The sequence below is a fragment of the Pseudomonas sp. PDM26 genome (genome assembly GCF_019219185.1).
Taxonomy (GTDB): domain Bacteria; phylum Pseudomonadota; class Gammaproteobacteria; order Pseudomonadales; family Pseudomonadaceae; genus Aquipseudomonas.
In genome coordinates this window covers 316,363-341,563 of sequence record NZ_JAHUWC010000006.1, presented here as the reverse complement: position 1 = coordinate 341,563, position 25,201 = coordinate 316,363, and the positions used below count along the sequence as shown (strand labels likewise).

The following is a 25,201-nucleotide window of genomic DNA, read 5'->3' as shown; positions in this document are numbered from 1 at the left end:
GGCCACGAGGCAGTGAACTGAAACCTCACGCAGGACCGCAGAGCGATCCATTCCCATCGTGGGAATGAGCAGAAGGCAGGCCGCCGGCGAGCCCATCAACCTGAGCACGAAATCGTGAAAGGGCGCTTAACCATCGCATTCCCACGGTGGGGATAAGCGGTGCGCCGAGTCCGTCTAGCCCATGAGCCGCGCACCAGATCGACGAGACGACCACCTGGGCGGTCCATCCCCATCGAGGTACCGGCAGCCGTCCCACAACCGGTCAGGCCACGAGGCAGTGAACTGAAACCTCACGCAGGACCGCAGAGCGATCCATTCCCATCGTGGGAATGAGCAGAAGGCAGGCCGCCGGCGAGCCCATCAACCTGAGCACGAAATCGTGAAAGGGCGCTAAACCATCCCGTTCCCACGGTGGGAATAAGCGGTGCGCCGAGTCCGTCCAATCCATGAGCCGCGCACCAGATCGACGAGTCGAGCGCTTGGGCGGTCCATTCCCATCGAGGGGCCAGCCAGGCCACGAGGCAGCGAACTGAAACCACACGCAGGACGTCGGGCCGTATCGTCCCCGTCGTTGTAGTGAGCGAATACCGGGTCGGCCTGACTCCTACCCTGCAACAGAAAAATGAAGGCGCGCTCAGCCATTGCATTCCCACGGTGGGAATTAAACGATGTGCAGACACCGGCTGATTCAGGAACCCGCACACAACATTCACGAACACTACACCTTGGCGATTCATTCCCACCATGAATAAGGCGGCCGCTACGAAACTGCCCAGCTAACGGTGCACGGATTAGGAACCAAACGTAGGATGCCGAGCCGTTTCATTCCCACCGTGGGAATCATCCGGAAGGGGGTGCGCCCTCTGCGCAAGAAGATATACAGCCGCGGCCTTCAGCTGCGCTATGCCATTCCCACCGTGGGAATGGCCGACGAAGGCACGCCAGCCCACGACCGGAACTCGTACTTAGTTTAGGCAAAAGCCGCGGGGGAGGAGGGTAGGAGAATCTCAGGCCGATTGGAAAAAGTGGTCTAAGATCAGTTAACCGCAGAGCACCTGTAAAAACGATACCTCATAAAAAAAACCGCTTTAACAAGAAAGTAGGCGTCGTAATGTTGCATAATGCCGATCACGATGTATGAACAGGTAGTAAACCTGAGATCTTTCATTAGGAGTAAAAAATGGCAGAGCGTGTCGTTAATACAAAGATCATTGCCATTGCTAACCACAAAGGCGGCGTAACCAAGACAACCACTTCGATTAACCTTGCTGACCACCTCGCCCAGCTCAATGATTCATATAACGTCGTTCTCATCGATATGGATCCGCAAGCCAACGCGTCGAAGCACATTGGTCCAGAGCACCCGGCAAAGGTCACACACAACCTCGCTGAACTGCTGTTAAATCCTTCTGCCAGTCTTAACGCGTTTATTTTTGAAAACACCCAAATTGATGGCGTGAGTCTAATTTATGGCTCTCTGAGCCTCGAAACTGTTCCTGACTTTATTAAACAGGAAGACCCAAGACCAAACGAAGTTCTGAAAGCTCGAATTGCCCCATTAATGGGTGTGGTCGATTACATTATTTTGGATTGCCCACCTAATCTTGGGCTTCTAACAATGAATGCACTCGCTGCCGCAACACACTACATAATTCCTGTTGAATCGGGCGCTGCTTATGGTCTGTATGGACTCGCAGACCTACAGGAAAGAATCAATAGAATTAAGAAAATCAATCCTGAACTAAGCTTTCTCGGTGCACTGCTGGTTAAGCATGATTCACGACTGACTTTATGCCAGGAAAATGAACGGGATGCGATTGAGATGTTCGGAACCGTTGTTCCAGTAAAGATCTCTCAAACAAGCAAAGTGAATCAGTCGATTGCGATAAACAGAAGTTTGCGCATGCTAGATCGCAATAACAAAGTTACGAAGCAATATGGGGAACTTGCTACCTACGTTGCAGAAACAACAGGGGGCTCTAGATAATGAGCGCAGCAACCGAAACCACAAAAAAACCCAACCAGAAGACTGGAAAGGCGGTTGACGACAAAGCCGTCAAACCGCGACGCCAAGGGATTTCCGCGCTACTTGCAGGCTCCCTGACTGAAAGCTTCGTAAACCACAAACAGATTATTGAAGATACGGGTATTTCTGAAACAGAACACTGGTCTGCGCGCTCAATTGATATCTCAATTATTGACCCAAACCCTTACCAGCCACGTAAAGACTTTGAGGGAATGGACGAGCTGGTCAGGCTGATCGATGAGCAAGGCCTATTGGTTCCAATTGAAGTTAGAGCGAAGGGAAACCGATATGAGCTCGTCTCAGGTGAACGCAGGGTAAGAGCTCACAAGGTTTTGGGAAAGACCAGGATCTTGGCGCACGTGGTCAATATCACGGACCAAGAAAGTTCGACTAGGGGTCTCGTAGAAAACTTAGGTCGCAAGGATTTGAGTGATTATGAAAAATCACGTGCGATTATCCGGCATAAGAATGAATTTGGAAGCATCAGTACCACTCACCAAGAATTTGGGCTGACACAATCGACGTACTATCGGATGATGGCATTCGAAAGTCTTCCAGTTGCGGTGAATACACTTCTGGATAAGAAGCCCGCACTGATCACAGCAGCAAGTGCCGAGAAAACTGTAAAGTTGATTAAGGAGAAAGTGGAGTCAGGAACTTCACAGGAGGCTTTGGAAAAGGCCCTAATCTCCATTATCCAGACAGCACTTAGCAGCGGTACGCCTATAAAAAATCTGGCACGCTCCTTGGAGAAAAAATTTCCGCAAGCCGCGCAAACCACGGCGGGGTTCGAGATCAAGAGCGGTGAGGTTAAGCTCGGCCATGCGAAAAAAAGCAAAAATTACTATGAGTTGAAACTGGTTCGCTCGCAATTCTCAGACGAGCAGCTTGAAAAACTTGAAGAATTTCTGAAAAGCCTTAAATCGGCATAGGGGTCCGAGTGTGAACGACACCAAATCGGAACGGCCCAGAAATGGTGATCTCTTCGCCTCCCAGGGCGGCGCAGAGGGGGAGGGGAGTGCACCTCCATCTAAGCCAGGTCATGGCATCAAAGCGGCAAGACAGCGGGCCGAAGCAGCACAGAGCGCTGCACTCCTCAGGGAGGATCAGCTCAGTTCACAAGAACAGGCAACGGGGGATACGACTAGCGAAGCGGGTAACACCGAACCGACGCCGGCCGAAACCAAAAAGTCAGAAGCTGCCCCTACCAAGCGTCGAGGCGATGGCCTAAAGGCCGCGCAACAACGGGCCAAGGAAGTTCAGGAGAACGCGGAAAAACGACTGGGCAAATGGGCTGACGAACTTCGAGAAGCTCCGAATGAAGCGCTTCGATGTGCATTGTTCACCGCTCGGAATCGCAACGTTCAACGTGATCAATTGAAGTCAGTTGAAGTCTCCAGTTACGGCAACTCCCGTGTGATCTATACGGGGGAGGAGTTACGCCAAGACGACTTGGACGTTTGGCTGCAAGTACTTCATCTTGCCCGGCTCCAGGAACTAGGGTCCCCGATTCGCTTCAGCCCAGCGCAGATGAAAAAGGACCTCCAGTGGCCATATGGTGTAAAGCACACAGTCCGGCTCATGACGATCCTGACCCGCTTGAAAACCACTGGTGTTCAGTTTCACTCGGAACGGCTCGGCCGCGGCGTGGTTCTCTCGCTTGTCAGAAAGTTTGAATACAGCGATGACTTTGACGTCGCCGGCAAACGCGTCGATGACGAATGGATCGTAGAGCTAGAGCCTGAAATTGCGACCTTGTTTGGGGGAGGCTTTTACAGCACCAGAATCGAATGGGAGCAGCGAATGGCATTGCCCGGAAACCTAGCCAAATGGCTTCATGGTTTCTACGCCTCGCACAGTGAGCCCTACGCACTGAACGTTGAGACCCTGATAAAGCACGCCGGCTCGCGCGTATCGACACCAGGCAAAGCAAGACAAATGATCAAAGAAGCCTTGAACGAACTCGTTACCGTGGGCTTCTTCAAAGAGGCTAGTTGTGACAGGGCAGGAAAGGTGACTGTCGTGAGAAACAAGGCAAATACCAAAACCCCCGCTTAGGGGGTTTTTTGTACCTGCAGATCGAGCAGCAGACCTCCTCCGGGCGCAGAGGTGAGAGGGGAGGGAAACGTATGAATTCCGCCACAGGCCCGGTGCTAACCATAACCAACAGGGCTGCCCAACGACATGCCAGCCAAGCAAGCAGGGTCGACAACGAGTGCCCTCGACACGCTTGAAACTGGATCACTCCGCCTGCCCAGGCAGATCTCCCCTGAAGAAATCAACGAAAACCTTAAATCCCGCCGTGCCAGCTAAAACTGATTTAGGGGTAAAGCGAGGGCCAGGAGCACCTGATTAAGAGGTAGAAAAAGTAAAAGAGCGCGGAACGCTAACTCACCAAGGAGTAAAAAAAGCAAAAACCGGCCAAAAACTCGCCCAGAACGTCTTTACGAAAAAAACGCGAAATACTCCGCAAGCCCTTGAAATAGGCGCTGGTAGCGCTTTGGAAACCCTTGAAACGGGGCGGATTGACCACTTTGGACAGGAAGGAAGGATTAGCATGGTGACCTTTTTTACCCCTAAATCAGGTCCTGACATGGCCCCGCTTGTAGCCGCAAGCAATGAGCCACTAAAAATGGAAATATCGTTATATTTCAATGACTTAGCGAATACACGATGGCCACAGGAAAAAGATACCCCATAGTCAGGTGGAATTACCCCAAAGTCAGATAAAGGTTAAAAATACATAAATCCTTATGTATCAATAGCTTGGGCCGCACATTTAAAGCTAAATAAAGGGTAAAAAGCCGACTTACCTCATAGTGAGGTATGTTTACCTCATGGTGAGGTATCGTTACCTCATAGTCAGGTAAAAAAACCTCATGGTGAGGTATTTGAAATTAGGTGAAAACCCTTATAGAACAAGGCCTTCAGGCACGTTTCTCAGTCCCTTAACCGCTTTTAACAGGTTTCTAACCGCTCTTAACCAGGATCAAGAATTTTTGCTTTGTGATGATAGAAGCGAGCAGCAGTAGCGCGAAGCATTGAGAGACAGGTACCAGGGTCAAGACCGACCTGAGAGGAGAGTACCTGCATTGCCAAACAGCCCAACTCGAAGACTTTGTCAGGAGTGATTGGCACCAGTACAGATCGACGGGGCGCCTGCATCTTCAAAAGGAGCACCCCTTTGTCCACCTGGTTCTGCAAAGTCAGAGACTTGGATCTGCTTTTACCATGATTAGACGCTTCGAACGTAGGTACCAGACCCATTACCGCGCAGAGGAACAAGGTTGTTTCTCTGGGTGTAACCTGAAAAATCAACTTGTTGCCCCAATCAAATTCGGCACCGGCTTTGTTGGCCCCGTCGATACACAGGACGGTCTCACCCCCCGCATTTGTGGCCATCTCAAATTTGAGCGCACAGGAAGTCGCGTAGACGTTGAAGCCTTGGTAGGTAACCTCATTCATGGGAACCACCAGGGCCTACTGAGGAGAGCAGGCCACCAACGCGATCATTGAGTTGAGCCAGCTGCCCCTTATACGCATTGGCCTCAGCTTCACTTTGGCTAACCCTGGTAGCCGCGGTACCGACCTCAAGCCTTAACCTGGTTATCAGCTCTACATCCACATCACGATCGCGTTGAAGTTGCAGCATCTGTCCATTAACCATGGCTTCGCGCTCCCTCGACGCCTGCGCATCTCGACGCGCATCGAGCAACGCAGTGTCTTGTTGCTTGGATGTCTCCACTAACCCAGCTACACGCTCCTCCAACCTCAGAACTTCATTCTCAGTACGACCCAACGCCGTTTTCTCGTCTTCAAGCAAGCCGCGAAGAGAGGAGACCTGCTCTTGGGCCTCAAGCAGCTGACTGTTCAACTCAGAAAGCGCAGAAGAATCTTTCCGAGCTTGATCCTCCAAGCTCTCCAGGGCAGATCGCACCTGGGCAGAGTTGTCCTGTTCTAAAACAAGCTGAGTTTCCAGATCCTGGTTCGTCTGCTCGAGACGATCAATCAACAAATCTGCATCAAGCAACGCATTGCGCTGTTGTTCTACCGACGCTTTCAGCGACTCGATTTCCTCAAGGGCATCGGACCGCGCCGCTTCGCTCAGGACTACTGCCAATTCCTGCAGCAGAAGATTGACTGAGGCTTCTTGGCGTTTCACGTAGGTGGAAATCAAGGTTTGTGCGCGGGCAGGAATACTCATGGAGCCGGCAACGGCGGTGCCGTTCAGCTCTGCGTGTTCAGTCCAAATTCGGATCAGCCTATCGGCCCGGCCACTACCAATTGCGTTGCGCAGCGAATATCCATTCACCGCGCGACCAGACGCGAGAATGGAATTGCCAGCGTCGACGATGTCTTGAGTTGTGATCGGGGATTCACGCACAGCGAGACTCCTTGCAAAGAATGTTCAGTTGATTGTAACTATTAACAAACAAACAAACAAACAAACAAACAAACAAACAAACAAACAAACAAACAAACAAACAAACAAACAAACAAACAAACAAACATTGCGGCCTCACCATTTCGCACGGCACACCCGTCGTTTCTGATTTGGTCGATCGAAGAAGCGCCGCAGCACCACTTTTCGCCAGCGCCCAAGTCAGAGCACTGAACGCTTGAACTTCGACGGTGGCCACCATTCACCAGGACCGATCAGCGCCATTCAGCGCCATCAACGAACAGTGGCCGTGAATTCGGACCAACCAGGTTGTCGCCTCAGCCGATCGATCTCGATTGACTGGTTGGGAAGAGGTAGGGGAAGGAACGGGGATAGCCGAAGGGATGCCACTGGACCCGCCTCAATCCGGCGGTGGCAACGGCCGGCGGCGATGTCACCAGGAATACTGGGGTACACAGCCCGCGGCCCGGCCAAGAGTGGCTGCCAAAACCGGAATCGGCGTGACAGGGCACGAAAACAATGGGTCGACAATCAGGCGACAATCAAACGACTTTATACCACCCCTGCACATGATTACCGGCCCGGGCCGCATTCCTCCTGACCCTCCACCTAACTTCGAAGCCCGCTGTGCACCTTCCAGGAGCCCCGCTGAGCCTTGAAACCCTAAATGCAGGGCCGAGGCGCGCCCCCTATCCTGATCGACCCGCGCGTAGCGCGATGGAAGGTAAGAGTAAGGAAAAGGGAAGGGAGATGAAGGTGAGGGTAAATGGGCGGTGGGGTGGGGGAGGTAGAGTGCGGTCGAGGGGAGGGCTTGCAAATAGAGGAAACCGTGCAGGGGTGGTATAATCAGGTTTCCAATATAGGGGGTCCTATGTACGAACGAATCCAGTCCGCCTACCAAACGCTGACCGCTGCCATCGCTGCATTCAACATGACGTGGCCACCACTGGTGGTTGACGGTATGGTGTATGTCCTGCCGTTGCTCAACGAGCAAAAAACTCCCGACATCTTGCTGGTGGAAAAGGTGACTGGCGCAGACGCCGTCAAGTTGGCCATCGAGGCGATCGGGACTTTCGAACGTGACATAGGTCAGGCCCCGGGCACAGTCATGCGCCTGCCAGGTTATTTCACGGTGGCCACCTCAGTCCTCGAGCAGGTACTGGCGATCAACGCTTGCAAACAGAAACTGGTCGACGCCATCGAGCTCGCACGCGTCGAACAGAACCTCACGCCGGAGATGCGGCCGAAGATAATGCGACGGGCCCTGGGCGCGAGCTTCAATACCAACCAGCTGAAGCGATCCATCCACGCGTTCGACGGAGCTCCACGGCAAATCACGTTCACATGGGCAGGGCACTCACCGGGCAACGAACGGGTGGCCGTGAGCAAGATTCGCACACAACTTGAGGCCAAGGCAGAAATCCGCGCCGGCGCCGAAGACATTCCCGTGGAGCAAACGCCGGAGTACTTCGACCTCAATTCGATTGTCCATCTCTCGGATGCCGACATCCTTATCAAGCACAAGATGGTCGCCCCCCACCCGCGCTGCATGCTGTGGTTTTCCGAAAGCAGTCGCTGGGACGCGATGATCAAAGCCAACCTTCCGGTGTTTGTGCTGGCCAGCGAGCGGGCGCCAACGATAAAGCCGTTGAAGTCCTTCGATCGCAACGCAAGGCGTGCCAAGCGACTAGACGAGAAATCGCGTCAGGAGGTGCTGCAGGGGCGCGACATGTACTTGCCGACAGCGAAGAGCAAGCCTGTCCAGGAGAAGCTGGATGATCAGCAGAGTCCGGAGGAGGAGGTCGCTTCCACGTATCGGCTTGCCGGCCAGACATACACAAGCCAGTGAGAGGGATTGCATATTCAGCAGGTGCGGTAGGATGTAGTCAGTCGAAAGGAGAATTCGCAATGAAGATGATCATTGAATCAGAAGTCAAGCGGGCTGAAGCACTGGTGGAGCGCTACATGGGCTTGCCTCCCGAAACGATCGACCTGTTCAGCTTCAACGCCGATGCATTGCGCAAGGCTCCCGCGGACTTTGGACGCGCAATCACCGCATTGCGCCATGTCGCCGGCAAAAACAATCCTTCGCAAGCCGATGCAGCCTATGCCGTGAACGTGGTTGACCTGATTGCTGAACTGGCGCAGCGGCCGCAACTGCCTGCTCCCATCCAGAAACTGTGGGCCGTGGAGGAGGGCATTCGTAATGCTGGCGGACTGTGGACGCTGAAGCACCTGGTGACGATCGCACTGGCCTTCGCTGGCGTGCTTGTAGGGAGCACCAAAACCTTGACCCTTGGCTACGAGATGTTTGCTTATCTCGCCTTGGCCTCGATTGTTGCCTCGGGCGCATTGCACCTGACACACAGCAAGAATGCTGGCACAAAGGTTCCTGTCTACACGATTGGTGCGCTGGTCGCCTTTTGTGTGCTCAACACCCTGTTCGCACCGAATATCGGGTTCCTTGTTCTTCTTGTGTGTGCCTTTGGCTTCATGGTCGGGTCGTTTCTAAGTCTGTTCGACGGCAAAAACGGCAACAACGATGCCGAGTTGTACTCCGAGGAATACCACCCTGTCGAAGCCTTACGCACCGAAGAATTTAACTACTACAAGGTGACAACTGGCAACGATATGAGCGAACCAATCGACAGATTGTCCTGACATAAAAAAACCGGCCCATAACAGGCTGTGTGAAAACACGCTGATGACGGTTCCAACAAACGCCCCGACTTGTTCGGGGCGTTTGCTTTTGTGCTCACAGCAGACGAAAAAAGGCCTTTCAGCCCATCAACGCCATCATCTGGCGCACGCCTAACACGTTAATCGCTCTTTTCAGGTTGTAGGCGTTCACTGCCAAGGCCATTTCAGCTCTCGCGCCTTCAAGCTGTCGCAGCAAGAAGCGAGCGTTACCAAATAACCACTGTTTAAGGTTGCCGAAGGGATGTTCGACGATGGATCTGCGGTTGACCATCATTTCGGGATGCGCCTGCATTCGCTGCTCCATTCGCTCGAATGCCTTTTCGTGCAGATGGCGTGAGATGTATCGGCGCCGGGCTTCGGTGCATTGCGCTTTTAACGGGCAGCTTGCACAGTCGCTGAGCGCCGACTGGTAGATCCGGCCTTTGTTGCTGATCTGTTTAAAGATCAGCCATTTTCCGGCAGGGCATTGATATCGATCTTGCGACGCATCGTAGGCAAATGCTGTTCGATCGAAAAATGCCTGTTCCTTGCCGCAGGAGTTGAGTGATCGCGCCACAGGCACATAAGCGGTGATGTTCTCATCCTCACATGCCTGGAACTGCTTGCCATTGGAGTAGCCCGCATCCGCGGTGACCGTCAGTTCATCTTGCGAAAGTTGTTCCTTGGCGGCCTTGGCCATCGGTTCAAGTTGCTTGCGATCATCGCTGTCCTGAGTCACTTCATGGTGCACGATCATGCAGTTCTCAGCGTCCACGGCTGTCTGTACGTTGTACCCGACCCGAGGCCCTTTGTGCGTTCGCAGCATTCGCGCATCGCTTTCGTGGGTATTGAATTGCTCAAGCTCCATCGATTTCATCAGCGCCTGGCACGTCAAGTTATTGGAATGCCTGACTTCAAGTTGCGTCAAAGTCGTTCTGATCGCACTACGGTTAATCTTTTCGCCGGCTTCGGTTTTATCTGCCTCGTCCAGCTCTGCCAAATATTGGGCGATGCGCTTCTCCAGCTTCTGCTCTTGATGTTGGAGCCGCTTCAAATTCGTATGACGCCGTGAAGAGGCGACCGCCTGAAACTTGCTGCCATCAATGGCCACCAACTCGCCGGTTATCAAACCCGCCGTGCGGCAAAACTGGACGAAGGCCCGGCACGTCGCGATGAAAGCGGGTTTGTTGTCTTTACGAAAGTCGGCGATGGTCTTGAAATCGGGCTTGAGTCGATTGATCAGCCACATCACTTCGATATTGCGCTGACACTCGGCTTCGAGGCGCCGTGATGAACGGATCCGCTGGAAATAACCGTAGAGGTAGAGTTTTAGCTGATCGGCTGGATCGTAAGAGGGCCGGCCGGTACTTTTAGGAAGTGCTTTATCAAAGCCCAGTCGCGCCAGATCCAGCTTGGCGACGTAAAGGTCGATAACGCGAACGAGGTGATCCTCGGGGATCAACTCTTCCAGCGAGACCGGAAATAGGCTGGTCTGGCTGCGGGACTGTCCTTGGATGTAGGCCATAACGAAAAATGCTCCGTATCTTTCGATACGAAGCATTTTCTTTGAGTGCCGCGCAGATTGCTAGGTTTTCACACAGCCTGCATAAGGCCGGTTTTTTTTCAGGGACACTCCGCGTACGCTAAAAGGGCTCATGCCGAGATAAGGCAAAAATTAGGACATTTTCTTCGCAAGCGGTTGTTCTATAAAGGCTTGCGTGAAATCCACCTCAAGTCCTCCTGAATGGCTGGCCACCTCGGACAATCCGCGCAAGCCTATTGCGTTGTCTCAGGAATTCTCAATCCCGACAAGTAGTTGCAGACCAAATGAGTGAATTTTCCCTTATCTCGGCATGACCCCATCTTCGGCCGCCAACTCCTGTCGCGCATTCTTGATCGGCCGCTCTCAGCGCGGAGAGTAAAGCCAGCGCCGGTTAATGTGGAATATCGGTATAACCTTAGTAAACCCGACTAAATCGGCTAAGATCGTCAGATATTTTTTACTGTGAATCAATTCCATGACCGACCGTTGGCTCAGCGTTGATGAAATTGCCGAACACCTCGGCGTCAGCAAGGACACCGTTTATGCATGGATTGCCAAACGCAGCATGCCAGCTCACAAGGTCGGTCGGTTGTGGAAGTTCCAGAAGGTTGAGGTGGATACCTGGGTCAAAGCTGGCGGAGCCAGTGACGAATCGCAGCAGGCGCGAAGTGATGGCTGAGCGTTATCGTCTTTCTTTCACCACAGGTGGCCTGTTTTTGCAGGAAGCACCGCTGGTTGTGGAGCGCTATCTAACGCTGCGTGATTGGAAGCAAACACGGGAGCAGGTGCGTGATGAGAACCTATTGCAAGTTCGTACAGCAGCTGCTGCGACACGTATCAGTAAGGAGTTGATCGCGCGTCTGGAGCTGTTGGATCCAGAGGAGCTGGAGTTCTTGATGGATGGCAGCCTGCGCGAGCAAGGCTACCTCCTGTGGGCAGCAACTTGCCGGCGCTATGCTTTCATCCGCGACTTCGCACGCGAAGTTCTGCGCGAGCATTACCTGCTTATGCGCCGCCAACTCACGACAAGCGATTACGATGCCTTCTGCAATGCCAAAGCTTTGTGGCATGCCGAGCTGGATGAACTGGCTGCGTCCACGCATAGCAAGCTCCGGCAAAATCTGTTTCGCATGTTGCGCGATGCCGACTTAGTCAGTGCACAGCATCTGATCCAGCCCGTGTTGATGACCCCCGCGCTGGCCCACTTACTGGCCCGCCACGGTAACGAGCAATTGCTGATATTTCCGGCAACTGACCATGAAATTAAAAGGTGGCTGCAATGAGTCAGAAAATCAGTCAGCAGCCGCTGGCAGCTCGCTTTGAGCACCTAGTGAGCGTCATGAGTGGTCGGCGCTTTCTGGAAATGAAGGGGCTGAATAACGATCTGCCGTTCTATATCTGCGAATTCAAGGCGGCTGAAGCCTTTGAGATACAACGCATGCAGCGGCAACTGGTCAATACGTTGGCTGGTTTGCGTGTCGATTGTCTGCAGGGGCGCGGTGTGAAGGTGTTGGAAGTCAGCCTCTATGACCTGACCATCGATCTATTAAAGGCTCGTGAAGGTGGTGACGAGGATGTCAGCTTGTGGGAGCAGATCCGCGCTGTTGAGTCTGATTTGGAAAAAGACAGCCTGCTGGAGCTTCTGCAGGGTGTATTGGACGTTAAGGAGCACCTGGTCCCGGCCATTGGCGAACGGATTGCGCAGGCGGATTATGACGTTTTGTTTCTCTCCGGCATCGGCGAGGTGTTCCCCTATATCCGCTCGCACAACGTACTCAACAACCTGCAAAGCACGGCCAAGGACAAGCCCACTGTGATGTTCTTCCCTGGTGAGTATCGGCATTCGCTGGAACAGGGAGCGTCACTGGAACTGTTCGGTCTGCTACACGACGACAAGTATTACCGTGCATTCAATATTTTCGAGTCTCAGGTGTAAGGAAGCAGTCAATGGAACTCAACGGCATTTTCAAAAACTCCGTCGGCCGCCCAATTGAAGGCGTGATCAAAGCTGACGACGAAACCAGCCTGTACAACGAGCTGAGCGAATACGTTCTCACTGATGAAGTTGCCAAGCGTCTTGAAAGCTTCCTCGATGCCTACACCGACTACCACCATGCCAATGGCGTCTGGGTGTCCGGCTTCTTCGGTTCGGGTAAGTCGCACCTGTTGAAAATACTCGCCTTGTTGCTGGAAAACCGTCAGGTCGATGGCAGCACCGCACTGGACATTTTCTTGCCCAAGATCAAGGCCGACGACGAGCTGCTGCGCGCTCAGCTCAAGAAAGCCGCCGCCATCTCCTCGAAAAGCATCCTGTTCAACATCGACCAAAAGGCCGACATCATCAGTAAGACCCAGATCGACGCCTTGCTCTCGGTGTTCGTCAAAGTCTTTAACGAAATGTGCGGTTACTACGGAAAACAGGGTTATATCGCCCAGTTTGAGCGCGATCTTGACAGCCGCGAACTGTTCCGCCCGTTCAGGGAAGCCTACCAGAGCGTCGCCAACAAGACCTGGGAGCGTGGTCGCGAACAGGCGCTGCTTGAGTCCGGCAACATCGCCAAGGTCTACGCCCAGATCACTGGTGAAGACCTGGCACAGGCCAAAGGCATCCTCGACAAATACCGCGCTCAACACAGCGTTTCCATTGAAGACTTCGGCAATCAGGTCAAGGAATGGCTGGACAAACAGCCGTCCAACTTCCGCCTGAATTTCTTTGTCGATGAGGTCGGCCAGTACATTGCCGACAACACCAAACTCATGACCAACCTGCAAACCGTGGCTGAGAGCCTGGCCACCAAGTGCCAGGGTCGGGCATGGGTCATTGTCACCGCACAGGAGGATATGGACTCCGTGATGGGCGACATGAGCAAGCAGCAAAGCAACGACTTCACCAAGATCCAGGCCCGCTTTGCCAACCGTCTCAAGCTCACCAGTGCCGACGTGGCCGAGGTAATCCAGAAGCGCCTGCTGACCAAAAACGATATAGGTGCCGACCTGCTAAAAACTGTCTACGACCAGCAGTTCAACAACTTTAAAACCCTGTTCGAGTTTTCTGATGGCGGCCAGCACTACCAGAACTTCCGCGATCTGGAGCACTTTACCTACTGCTACCCCTTCGTGCCCTACCAGTTCCCGCTTTTCCAGTCGGCCATTCGTGGCATATCCATGCACAACGGCTTTGAGGGCAAGGCCAACTCGGTGGGCGAACGCTCCATGCTCGGCGTATTCCGCGAAGTGGCAATGGCTATCGACAACGAGCCAGTGGGCCAGCTGGCCACCTTCGATAGGATGTTCGAAGGCATTCGCGGCGCGCTGAAAAGCGCTATTCAAAGCGCCATCAACAATGCCGAGCGGCACCTTGGCGACCCATACGCAGTGCGCGTGCTCAAAGCATTGTTCTTGGTCAAATACGTCAAGGAGTTCAAGGCCACTCTGCGCAATCTCAATGTGCTGATGCAGGAGCGTTTTGGCGAAGACATTCCAGCCCAACGCAAGAAGCTGGAAGCGGCACTCAACTTGCTTGAGCAGCAAACCTACATCCAACGCAATGGCGAGCTCTACGAGTACCTGACCGACGAAGAAAAGGACATCGAAGAAGAGATCAAAAACACGGAGATCGAAACTGCTGATGTCATCAAGGATCTGGAAACCCTGCTGTTTGATGGTGTGATCAAGCAGCGCAAGGTCCGCTATGAAAACGGCCAGGACTACGCCTATACGCGCAAAATGGACGACCGTTCGCTCAGTCGCGAGTTTGAGTTGGCCATCCACATCGTCACTCCGCTTAGTGACAACTTCGATAACCTCACGGTGCAGCGCATGCAGAGCATGGGCCGTGATGAGCTGCGCGTGGTGCTACCGGCTGATGCCCGCTTCATGCAGGATCTCACTCTGCACAAGCGCACCGAGAAATACATCCGCCAGAACAGCAGCACCCAGCAAGAAGCGGTTAAACGCATCATCGATGCCAAGGGTTTCCAGAATACTGAGCGCCTGGCCGAGCTGCAGGATCGAGCCAAAGAGCTGCTCGGCAAAGCGCACCTGATCATCAATGCGGCCGATGTTGGGGCCAGCAGTAACGACGGCCAGGCCCGCATTCTCAAAGGCTTCTACCAACTGATCGAAACTGCTTACCCTAACCTGCGTATGTTGCGTGATGTGCCGTTCAGTGAGAACGACATCGGTAAATACCTGCGCCAGGCTCAGGACGGTCTGCTCGGCAACGACGCTACTAGCCTGACCGAGCCGGAGCAGGAACTACTGGCTTATATCCAGAGCAACGCCCGCAGCGGTGTGCGCACAACGGTCAAAACCCTGCTGGAGCGCTTCGAGCGCAAGAACTACGGTTGGTACTACGCCGCAATTCTCTGCAACCTTGCGCTGGTCTGTGCGCGTGGCAAGGTGGAGGTTCGGCAAGACAGCAACCCTCTGGAAGGAGACAACCTGGAGCGCAGCTTGCGCAACACCAACGCTCACACCACTCTGGTGCTTGAGCCGCAAATCGAGTTCAGCGCCTCCCAGATTCGCCATCTCAAAGAGTTCTGTACTGACTTTTTCGACCGGCCTGCCAGCAGCAACGAAGCCCGTGCCCTAGCGCGTGAAACCATCGACGCTATCAAGGAACTGGAGATTGAGCTGGCCGACCTACACGGGCAAAAAGTCCAGTATGGGTTCCTCGGTGTGCTGGATAGCGTGATGGCCACCCTCAAGGAAATCGCTGGCAAAAACGCCAGCTGGTTCCTTACTGACCTCTCCCGCGCGTCGGATGCCTTGCTCGACGCCAAGGAGCAGATCATTGAGCCACTGCGCCGTTTTATGGGCAGCCCGCAAAAGGTTATTTACGATCAGGCTCGCCAACTGGTTCAGGAGCAAGAAGACAACTTCTCCTATGTTGGAGCCGCCGAGGTCGAGGCCATCAAGGTGCTGCTCGCAGACGGCAAACCTTGGCAGGGCAATCGCTTACAACAGGCCAAACCGCAACTGGACAGCCTACAGCAAGCTGTTGCCTATCAACTGGCAAGCGAGAAAGACGTGGCGGCGCAGCGATTGACTGAACTGGAGCAGCGCTTAAAGGGTACCGACGAATACGCAAAGCTCACCACGGCACAGCAAACGACGCTGGTTCAGCCCTTTGCCGACACTCGCCACGCACTGCAAGGGCAAAAGCGTATCGCCATGATCCGCGACCAATTGCGCCATTTCGAAGACACGGGCTACCCGCAACTGCTGCTGCAACTGGAGCAGCTTGCCCGCCCCCAACCTGCCGAGCAATCCAAGCCGCAGCCAACCGCGATTACGTCAGCTGAGAAACCCATGCCCGGCAGTGCCGGCGACAGTACACCTCCAGCCATTGAGCCGCTCGAAGTGGCCGTACCCCGTCTGGTGCCCGCGCGCACCATCAAGGTGGGTTACAGCAAACCCTGGCTGGCCAGCGAAGCGGAACTGGATGACTACCTGCGCGAGCAACGCGAGGCCTGGCTAAAAGAAATTCAGGCCGGTAACCGCGTACAGATCTGAAACGGACACATGCCCTGATCATTTGCGTGGAATCACGCAAATGGTCGAGTTGGCCTATAACGAGAAAATGATGGAAACCAGCAAACTCAAAAAATTCGCCCAGCAAGCACGTCGCCTGATGCTGGAGCAAGTCGGCGCAAAGCTCGCCCTGGTACTCGATGCCAGCAGCGCCGCCCGCCGCGAGAACCCGCAAGCTGTCAGTCAGTTGGAAAGGCAGATTGCCAATAGTGGTCGTGAAATGCTGATCGACAAGGTCGCGTACACGTGGTTCAACCGTATCTGCGCCCTGCGTTTTATGGACGTCAACGGCTACACCCGCATCCGCGTAGTTTCCCCTGCCGCCGAGGGTCAGTTTCAACCGGAAATCCTCTCTGAAGCCAAAGCCGGGCATATCGATGAAGAGCGCGTGCCGGAGAAAATCCGCCAGCAGATTCAGTCTCTGCTCAGCGGCACCGCACCCAGCCGTGATCCGCAGCAGGAAGCCTATCGCCTGCTAGTGGTTGCTGAGTGCAACGCCTTCCACAGTGCCATGCCGTATCTGTTCGAGCGGATCGCCGACTATACCGAGCTGCTCATGCCTGACGACTTGCTGTCGGGTAACTCCATTCTGGCCTATACCCGCGAAGCGATGACGCCTGATGTTTGTAAGGAAAAAAATGGCGATGGCGGGGAGGAGCCTATCGTTGAAGTAATTGGCTGGCTTTACCAGTTTTACATCTCAGAGAGGAAGGATCAGGTCTTTGAGGACTTAAAGAAGAACAGGAAAATCACCTCGGAGAATATTCCCGCCGCCACCCAGCTATTTACTCCGCACTATATCGTGCGCTACCTAGTGGAAAACTCGTTGGGCCGTCTATGGATGCTCAACCATCCCAGCTCGTCCCTCGCTGGGCAGATGGACTACTACATCAAGCCAGAGCCAGCGGAAACCAATTTCCTCAAGATCAGCAAACCCGAAGACATCAAGGTGTGCGACCCCGCATGCGGCTCCGGTCATATGCTCACATATGCCTTTGATCTGCTATATGCCATCTACGAAGAAGTGGGCACCGATCCCACAGAAATCCCGGAAAAGATCCTCACCCACAACCTTTATGGGATCGAGCTGGACGAGCGGGCAGGAGAGCTGGCCGCTTTTGCTCTGACCATGAAAGCCCGAGCTAAACAGCGTCGCTTTTTCAATAAGGCCATCAAACCAAACATCTGCGTGCTGGAAAAGGTGGGGTTCAGCCACGAAGAACTGGATGAATACATAGCGGTAGTCGGGCGCGATCTGTTCACCCTCGATCTGCGCGAAACCCTCAATCAGTTTGAAGAGGCCGACAACTTCGGCTCGCTGATCCGCCCCAGACTCAGCAGCGTGCAAAATGTGTTGCCCGTACTGGAGGCCAAGGACATGGCCGGCAACCTGTTCCTCGCCAGCACCCACGCCAAGGTTCTGCAGGTGCTGCGTATGGCCGATTACCTGAGCCCACGCCACGCGGTGGTTATCGCTAACCCACCATATATGGGCGGCAAGGGCATGAATGCTCGGTTGGGGGCATGGGCCAAGGAAAACTATCCCAGCAGCAAGTCCGATTTGTTTGCCATGTTTATCGAGCGCAATCTTGATTTGGCGGTACCTGCAGGTGCCGTGGCAATGATCACCATGCAAAGCTGGATGTTTCTGTCATCGTTTGAGTCGTTACGTGACCGTATTTTGAGTCAAGTGACATTGGCTTCAATGGCTCATCTCGGTGCTAGAGCATTTGATAGTATTGGTGGTGAGATTGTTTCGACGACAGCATTCGTTTTGAACAAAAGCAATAATCCTGAGCAGAAAGGTGAATACCTGCGTTTGGTTGGTGGGAACTCTGAGACTGAAAAAGACGTTGCTATACGAGAGGCTGTCAAGAATCGCGACTGCGGCTGGTTATATCGCTGTTCCTCGGTAGAATTTCGAAAGATACCCGGCAGTCCAATTGCGTATTGGCTGTCAACTTCGATGAGAGAATCATTCGGTGCTCATAGTAGTCTTGCAGAGGTGGCCAGACCAAAAGAAGGACTAAATACAACCGACAATGATAGATTCCTTAGGCGTTGGTGGGAGTGTTCCTTGGAGTCAGAGAAATTCGATTCTCGCTCAGCAGAGGAGGCTGCCTCTAGCGGCGTCAAATGGTTTCCATGCCAAAAGGGTGGTGGCTATCGAAAATGGTACGGAAATAATGAATATGTTGTTAACTGGTTAAAAAATGGAAGCGAGATCAAGGGGAATGTTGTTGCGCGTTACGGAAGTGTGACAAAAAGGGTCGTAAATGAGCATCTTTATTTCAAGGAAGGCATTACGTGGTCAGCTGTTTCGAGCTCGTCATTTGCAATGAGGTATGTGCCTCAAGGACATATATTCGAAACAGCAGGCAGCATGTGTTTCTTCAAGAATGATAGAGATCAGCTCTTGGGGATTGGTGTTTGCAACTCCTGTATTGTCAAGCCGCTTTTGGAGTGTGTGAGTCCGACTTTATCATTTAAGCCTGGGCCTGTCGGTACTCTTCCTATTGCATCAAATGTGCAGGGAGTGTGTTTTGCTAACTCCAAGTCGGCAATAGAAATTGCGGTGGTGGACTGGAACTCCTATGAGTTCTCATGGGAATTTTCCTGTCTACCGCTGTTGCACCCAAACTACCGTCAGTCAACCCTTAAGCTCTCCTATCAGAAGCTCTTTTCCAACTGGCGAGTAATGACGCTGGAAATGCAGCGCCTCGAAGAGGAGAACAACCGCATCTTCATCGAAGCCTATGGCCTGCAAGGCGAACTGTCCCCTGATGTACCAATTAAGGAAATCACTCTTACCTGTAACCCGTATTACCGCTATGGCGGCGACAAGACTAAGGCCGAGCTGGAAGCACAGCTGCAAGCCGACACCATGGCCGAGTTTCTCAGCTATGCCGTGGGCTGCATGTTTGGCCGGTATAGCCTGGATAAGGCTGGTCTAGTGTTGGCCAATCAGGGCGACACGCTGGCTGAGTATGTCCGTAAGATTCCCGAGCCGCGCTTTATGCCCGACGAGGACAATGTGATACCGCTGTTGGATGGAGAGTGGTTTGCTGACGATGTGACCGAGCGCTTTCGCACCTTTCTGCGAGTGACCTTTGGCGAGGAGCATTACGAGGAGAACCTGTCTTTTATCGAAGCATCGCTGGGCAAAGACGTACGCAAGTACTTTATCAAGGACTTCTACACAAACCATGTGAAGCGCTACAAAAAACGCCCGATCTACTGGCTGTTCGCCAGTCCCAAGGGCACCTTCAGTGCGCTGATCTACCTGCATCGTTACCGAACCGACACAGTGAGTGTGGTGCTGCAATATCTACGCGACTTCCGCAAGAAATTGGCTGCCCGACTGGACTACCAGCAGCAAGTCGGCATCAGCACCAGCACCAGCCAGGGCGAAAAGACCCGCGCCCTCAAGGAAATTGAAACGCTTAAGAAGCAACTGCTGGAGCTGGACGACTACGAGCGCGATACCCTCTACCCTCTGGCCACCGAGCAGATCAACCTGGACTTGGACGATGGCGTTAAGACCAACTACCTCAAGCTCGGCCGGGCGCTGAAGAAGATCGTCGGGCTAGATGCCAAGGGGGATGAATGAAGCCGAACAAGGAGCAGATACAGTGCTGATTCAGTGCGTCCAACTGAACAATCTTTTGAGCTTCGGCGCGTCATCTGTCGTTATCCCGCTGGGGCCGTTGAGTATCATCATCGGGCCAATTGGTTTGTCGAAGCACTGCAGGCTCGGATGGGGAATACATAAACATGAGTAACCCTAAAATCACCCAGGCCCTGATCAACCTGTTCGACAAGCAGCGCATAGTGTTCTGGTATGACACGCGCCTGGAGTTTCGCGCTGATTTCGAGACCCTGGAGCTGCCGGATGTGGAGAAAATCGAGCTGGCTAACAATGAGTTTGGCGTGAAATACCGCCTGCTGCGCGAGCAGCCGGAGCAGAAGTTTTTGCTTTACCGTGAAGGCGCCGAGCCTCCGCATTTGCAGAATTGGCTGTTGGATGTGCAACTCGCCAGTGGCAATTGCTTCCGTACCGATCAGGCTGCCTTGTGGCTGGCTGAACTGGAGTTGGGACCGGACTGCTATCCGCTGATGGAGGCTCATGTGGCGTTTTTCGAATCCGCCAAACGCCGCGAGTCCCTGAGCAAGTTACTTGAGCCGGGTGATTCGCAGAACCTGCTGCAACGCAAGATGCTCGCTGTGTGTGCCGGTAACGAGCCGCGCCTGGATGTGATTCTGGAAAGCCTGCTGGGTGATCTGGCCGCTGGCAAAGATGTGCGAGTCAAATTGATCGAAAGCAGCGGCTTGAATGCCTATCTGTGGGAACAGGTGAAGCGCGCCTATGGCTATAGCTCCGAGCAACCAGGGTTGCACGATTTCGTTATCGAGCTGTTTAAGGCTTGTTTCATGCTTGGGATCGACCCGGCTTATAAGGCGCGACTGTCCGCTGAGGCGCTGGTGTTCCTCAAACGCTGGAAGGACAGTCGTTCGCATGAGCAGAGTTTCGAAACGCTGTCTGAGCAGTGCGCGGCGGTACTGCAGATCGACGACAAGCTTCAAACCCTGGACTGGCGTAGCCTGCTGGAGCTGGATTATTTTGAGCTGATTGACCGCAAGATCCTAAGTGAACTGGTACGTGCCGTAGTGGCCCGTACAGTGACCGCTCAGGAGGTGGAACAGTGGATTCGCCAGCGCCGTCAAAGCCACTGGTTTGAGCGCTTCAAGGATGTGTACCTAGCGTTGGAGCATGCGGCGCAGTTCATCCAGGTGCTGGACATAACTCAGCTGGGAATGGAGTCGCTGACTGATGGCGTGCAAAAGTACGCCAGCCAATGGTTCAGGCTGGATCAGCGTTACCGCAAGTTCGTCTATCACCTGCGTGAATCCGGTCAAGCTTCGCTGCTGGAGGAGTTGGCTATGCAGGTCGAAAATCTGTACGGCAACAACTACCTGAGCCGCCTTAACGACCGATGGCAGCAGCACGTGGATGCGGCGCAGCAGTGGGAAGCCGCGCCCGTAGTGCTGCAGCGCAATTTTTTTAGCCGCTATGTGCAGCCCTTTGTGGAGCGCAAAACTAAGGTGTGTGTGCTGATTTCCGATGCGTTCCGCTATGAGGTAGGCGAGGAGCTGCAAAGCCTGATTCGCCAGGAAGATCGTTTCGAGGCTGATCTGGAGCCGATGCTGTCGATGCTGCCGAGTTATACCCAGCTGGGCATGGCGGCGCTGCTACCCAACAGCAGCTTGCAACTGGCCGACAACGACAGTGGCGATGCCATAGTGGATGGTCAGAGCGCTCAAGGTTCGGTCAACCGAGGCAAGATTCTGGCGACCACGGTATTGGCATCCCAGGTGGTACGGGCCAAGGATCTACTGGCGATGAACCAGGCCGATTCTCGTGCCTTGCTGCGCGACAACGAGGTGGTTTACGTCTATCACAACTTGATCGATAAGACCGGCGACACTCGTGACACCGAGGAACGGGTATTTGCGGCGGCCGAGGAAACGCTCAATGAGTTGATCCGTCTGGTGAAGAAGCTGACCAACGCCAATGCTAGTAACCTGCTAATCACTGCCGATCATGGCTTCATCTACCAGAACCATCCGCTGCAGGAGAGCGATTTCCTCAGCGGTGAGCCGGAGGGCGATGAGGTCCTCTACCGCGACCGGCGTTTTGTACTGGGCCGTGGCTTACGTGAAGGAGCCAGCTTTAAAACCTTCAACCCGGCGCAGCTAGGCCTGACGGGTACGCTTATGGTGCAAATTCCCAAGTCCATCAGCCGTCTGCGGCTGAAGGGCTCTGGAAGCCGCTTTGTGCATGGTGGTGCCACCCTGCAAGAGGTGGTGATCCCGGTCATCCGCATTAACAAGAAGCGCCAGAGCGATGTGGGCCGGGTGGATGTGGAGTTCATCGGTGGCGGTGGCAAGACCATCACCACCGGGCAGTTGGCCGTGGTGCTCTATCAAACTGAGGCAGTTACCGAGAAACTGCAGTCGCGTAGGTTGCGTGCAGGTCTGTTCACGCTGGACGGTGAGCTGGTATCCGATCAGCATGAGCTGTTGTTCGACTTCAGCTCTGCTAACCCGCGTGAACGGGAGTTGCCGGTGCGCTTCATTCTCAGCCGCAAGGCCGATGAGGCGAACAATCAGCAGGTGGAGTTGCTCCTTGAAGAGACCGTGGAAGGCACTTCACACTTCACACGGTACAAAGCCGCGCGTTACTCCATTCGCCGCTCGTTCAGCAGCGAATTCGATTTTTAAGCAGGAGCTCCAATGAGTCAGCTCGACGACAAGATCAACCAGCACTTTGCCGGCCTGGTGGTGCGCAAGGACCTGGTCAAAGCGGTGAAGGGTAACGCCATTGTGCCGTCGTATGTGCTGGAGTACTTGCTGGGCCAATACTGCGCGACCAATGACGAGGCGACGATCCAGACCGGTATCGAGACAGTCAAGGAGATCCTGCGCAAGCACTATGTCCACCGAAACGAAGCAGGGCTGGTGCGCTCGACCATCAAGGAGAAGGGCCGGCACAAGATTATTGACCGTATTAGCGTCTCATTAAACGACAAGGATGACGTGTACGAGGCTGAGTTCGCCAACCTGGGCATCAAGAAGGTGCTGATCGACTCCAACACCGTCAAGGCCCACCAGAAGCTGCTGGTAGGTGGTGTGTGGTGCATTGCGGATGTGGAGTATGAATACACCGAGGACAAGTCTGCCTCACCTTGGATTCTGGCCTCGCTAAAGCCAATTCAGATTTCCCGCTTTGATTTCGACGGCTATCTGGAGGCACGTAAGCAGTTCACCACTGATGAGTGGATTGACCTGCTGATCCAGAGCGTAGGTTTCAATCCGCAGATGTTCGGCAAGCGCAATAAGCTCGCTCAGCTTATCCGCCTTATCCCGTTCTGCGAGCGCAATTACAACCTGATAGAGCTGGGGCCGAAGGGCACCGGCAAGTCGCACGTTTATTCTGAGTTCTCGCCCCACGGCATTCTTATTTCCGGTGGCGAAGTTACGGTTCCCAAGCTGTTCGTCCATAACGGCACGGGTAAGCTCGGTCTGGTGGGTTACTGGGATGTAGTGGCTTTCGATGAGTTCGCCGGTAAGCAAAAGCGAGTGGACAAGGCTCTGGTGGACATCATGAAGAACTACATGGCCAACAAGTCGTTCTCGCGGGGAGTGGAAACCTTGGGGGCAGAGGCCAGCATGGTGTTTGTGGGTAATACCGATCACACCGTGCCGTACATGCTTAAGCACACGGACCTGTTCGACCCGCTGCCGGAAAAGTTCCACGATTCAGCCTTTCTCGATCGCATTCACAGCTACATCCCCGGTTGGGAAGTGGATGTCATCCGTGGCGAGATGTTCTCCAGTGGTTACGGCTTCGTGGTGGACTACCTGGCCGAGATCCTGCGCTCGCTTCGTAGTCATGACTACTCAGATCGCTACAAGGGACAGTTCACGCTATCCGACGATATTTCGACGCGCGACCGCGATGGCATCAACAAAACCTTTTCTGGTTTGATGAAGATCCTGTACCCGCATGGCGAGACGACAGACGCCGAAGTAGAAGACGTATTGCGCACTGCAATTGAAGGGCGCAAGCGGGTGAAGGATCAGTTGCTACGCATTGACGCGACCTATCCGGCAGTTCGTTTTGCCTATCAGGGTGCTGATGCTCAGGAGCGTTTGGTGTGCACTCTGGAAGAGGATGAGTATCCTAATCAATACCATCGTCGGGGAGCGACTGAAGTTTCTACTGCAGACTTACCCCAAGTCGGCACTGACCCTTTGGCGCTTATCGAGGCAACGCCAGCCACGCAAGGACCAACTTCACGCCCTAGCAATCCTGTGCCTGTGGAGCCAGTGCTGAAAGAGCAGCATTTGGTCTTCCACGAAAATCAGCGAGGACTGAGTTTTGACAAATTGTTCAGTCCCTATCTGGTAGGTGCCAAGCGCATCATCATCACAGACCCCTATCTTCGTATGTTCCACCAGTTGCGCAACTTGATGGAACTGATGGAGACCATTAGCAAGCTGCAAGGTCCGGAAGATGAGGTGGTTGTTCATGTGGTGACCGTTGAGGATGATTCCAATGGTGATCGTCAGACCGAAAGCCTGCAGAAGATCGCTGATGCTTGTACCGGCGTTGGCATCCAGTTCAGTTGGGCCTACGACATCAGCGGCACCAAGCATGATCGAGACATCACAACCGACACGGGTTGGAAGATAGTGCTTGGCCGTGGCTTGGATGTTTTTCAGCGCTTTGAGCTGAATGATGCCTTCAGCTTTTCGAACCGGCTCCAGCAGCACCGGCAGTGCAAAGAATTCAGTGTGACCTTTGTGCGGGTTGACCCGGCAGCCTGCTCGTAAGTTACGGCGATTAGGCATAGGCACTCTGACGGAGGTTCGCTGCACGTCAAAAGAAAAGCTAGGCGACTGCGAACGCCTTAGGCGTGGAGAAATCAAGATTTCGGCCGTAGCAGGAGCTGAGCGCAAAAGCTGAGTCATCGCAAAAAATAAGTGAGAGCTCACCGTGCCGATAATCACCCCGGCATCGGCCGAGGGTGGTTTATCGTACGGACTGATTCAAAAAGCTCTCCAGCTAAAGGTAACCTCGTTCATCAGACCGCCACTAACGAAATGAACAGAAGGAACCCCCACGACATGACCCATACCGAGAAAACCCCCGAGCTGCTTCAAACGCGCATTGCCGAGCTGGAAGCGCAGTATCAGCAGCTGCAGGACAATTACGACGATGAAGTCACCTTGTGCGTGGGCCTGCTGCGTGCCCTGGTCAACGCTGACTATGCCTACTGCGAGGCGCTGGTGAGGCACGCCGACTGCTCGGCTGAGCGCAAGGCCGACACGTTGCAGTTCATCGCCGATGCGCGCGATGGGCATAGTTAAGCGGACTGCGCATAACGCTGTTTAAGGTAATCCCTGGCACCCAGAGACGGACATGGGGTCATGCCAAGATAAGGGAAAATTC

Annotated in this window: 16 protein-coding genes; 13 read left to right on the top strand and 3 right to left on the bottom strand. The window is 53.9% G+C overall.

The features are described 5' to 3' along the window. The first annotated feature begins 1,180 nt into the window (after positions 1-1,180). The 3 genes from KW849_RS14875 to trfA are packed head-to-tail and all read left to right on the top strand — an operon-like array spanning position 1,181 to position 4,084. Complete coding sequence (locus KW849_RS14875) at positions 1,181-1,987, top strand: ParA family protein (RefSeq protein ID WP_218430063.1); 807 nt, start codon at positions 1,181-1,183, stop codon at positions 1,985-1,987. Then, entirely contained in the window at positions 1,987-2,958 is a 972-nt protein-coding gene (locus KW849_RS14870) for a ParB/RepB/Spo0J family partition protein (protein ID WP_218430062.1), read from the top strand. Before KW849_RS14875 ends, KW849_RS14870 begins: the two co-directional genes overlap by 1 nt. A 10-nt stretch (positions 2,959-2,968) precedes the next feature. Next, entirely contained in the window at positions 2,969-4,084 is a 1,116-nt protein-coding gene (gene trfA / locus KW849_RS14865; protein WP_218430061.1) for a plasmid replication initiator TrfA, read from the top strand. Between the two features lie 921 nt (positions 4,085-5,005). Here the strand turns inward: trfA and KW849_RS14860 are convergent. Together KW849_RS14860 and KW849_RS14855 are read right to left on the bottom strand one after the other, a co-directional pair. After that, positions 5,006-5,491 carry a hypothetical protein gene (locus tag KW849_RS14860; RefSeq protein ID WP_218430060.1) on the bottom strand — a complete coding sequence of 162 codons (486 nt, stop codon included), beginning with the start codon at positions 5,489-5,491 and terminating at the stop codon, positions 5,006-5,008. Next, on the bottom strand, positions 5,484-6,410 hold the full coding sequence (locus KW849_RS14855; protein ID WP_218430059.1) for a DNA-binding protein: 927 nt from the start codon (positions 6,408-6,410) through the stop codon (positions 5,484-5,486). Before KW849_RS14855 ends, KW849_RS14860 begins: the two co-directional genes overlap by 8 nt. An 889-nt stretch (positions 6,411-7,299) precedes the next feature. On the opposite strand from KW849_RS14855, the gene KW849_RS14850 reads away from it, so the two are divergent. Then, a complete protein-coding gene (locus KW849_RS14850; protein ID WP_218430058.1) occupies positions 7,300-8,277 on the top strand; it encodes a DNA replication terminus site-binding protein in 978 nt (325 codons plus the stop codon). Positions 8,278-8,336: 59 nt separating this feature from the next. Then, a complete protein-coding gene (locus KW849_RS14845) occupies positions 8,337-9,089 on the top strand; it encodes a hypothetical protein (protein WP_218430057.1) in 753 nt (250 codons plus the stop codon). Positions 9,090-9,207: 118 nt separating this feature from the next. On the opposite strand, the gene KW849_RS14840 is transcribed toward KW849_RS14845, so the two are convergent. Continuing rightward, positions 9,208-10,632 carry an IS1182 family transposase gene (locus KW849_RS14840; protein WP_218430056.1) on the bottom strand — a complete coding sequence of 475 codons (1,425 nt, stop codon included), beginning with the start codon at positions 10,630-10,632 and terminating at the stop codon, positions 9,208-9,210. A 493-nt stretch (positions 10,633-11,125) separates the two neighbouring features. On the opposite strand from KW849_RS14840, the gene KW849_RS14835 reads away from it, so the two are divergent. The 8 genes from KW849_RS14835 to KW849_RS14800 all read left to right on the top strand — a co-directional run bounded on the left by KW849_RS14835 (position 11,126) and on the right by KW849_RS14800 (position 25,119). After that, positions 11,126-11,329, top strand: coding sequence for a helix-turn-helix domain-containing protein (locus tag KW849_RS14835; RefSeq protein ID WP_256357230.1), 204 nt, complete (start codon positions 11,126-11,128; stop codon positions 11,327-11,329). Further along, complete coding sequence (locus tag KW849_RS14830; protein ID WP_218430055.1) at positions 11,322-11,933, top strand: DUF1819 family protein; 612 nt, start codon at positions 11,322-11,324, stop codon at positions 11,931-11,933. The genes KW849_RS14835 and KW849_RS14830 overlap by 8 nt, the downstream gene beginning before the upstream one ends. Further along, complete coding sequence (locus KW849_RS14825; RefSeq protein ID WP_218430054.1) at positions 11,930-12,586, top strand: DUF1788 domain-containing protein; 657 nt, start codon at positions 11,930-11,932, stop codon at positions 12,584-12,586. The genes KW849_RS14830 and KW849_RS14825 overlap by 4 nt, the downstream gene beginning before the upstream one ends. A gap of 11 nt (positions 12,587-12,597) precedes the next feature. Further along, on the top strand, positions 12,598-16,167 hold the full coding sequence (brxC, locus tag KW849_RS14820) for a BREX system P-loop protein BrxC (RefSeq protein WP_218430053.1): 3,570 nt from the start codon (positions 12,598-12,600) through the stop codon (positions 16,165-16,167). A gap of 70 nt (positions 16,168-16,237) precedes the next feature. Beyond that, the gene (gene pglX, locus KW849_RS14815) at positions 16,238-19,795 is read left to right on the top strand and encodes a BREX-1 system adenine-specific DNA-methyltransferase PglX (protein ID WP_218430085.1); all 3,558 of its coding nucleotides are present in this window, start codon (positions 16,238-16,240) and stop codon (positions 19,793-19,795) included. A gap of 164 nt (positions 19,796-19,959) precedes the next feature. After that, a complete protein-coding gene (gene pglZ / locus KW849_RS14810) occupies positions 19,960-22,467 on the top strand; it encodes a BREX-1 system phosphatase PglZ type A (protein ID WP_218430052.1) in 2,508 nt (835 codons plus the stop codon). Positions 22,468-22,479: 12 nt separating this feature from the next. Further along, positions 22,480-24,582 (top strand): BREX system Lon protease-like protein BrxL, encoded by a 2,103-nt coding sequence (brxL, locus tag KW849_RS14805; protein ID WP_218430051.1) that lies wholly within the window; start codon positions 22,480-22,482, stop codon positions 24,580-24,582. Between the two features lie 294 nt (positions 24,583-24,876). Beyond that, positions 24,877-25,119 (top strand): hypothetical protein, encoded by a 243-nt coding sequence (locus KW849_RS14800; RefSeq protein ID WP_218430050.1) that lies wholly within the window; start codon positions 24,877-24,879, stop codon positions 25,117-25,119. Positions 25,120-25,201: the final 82 nt, after the last annotated feature.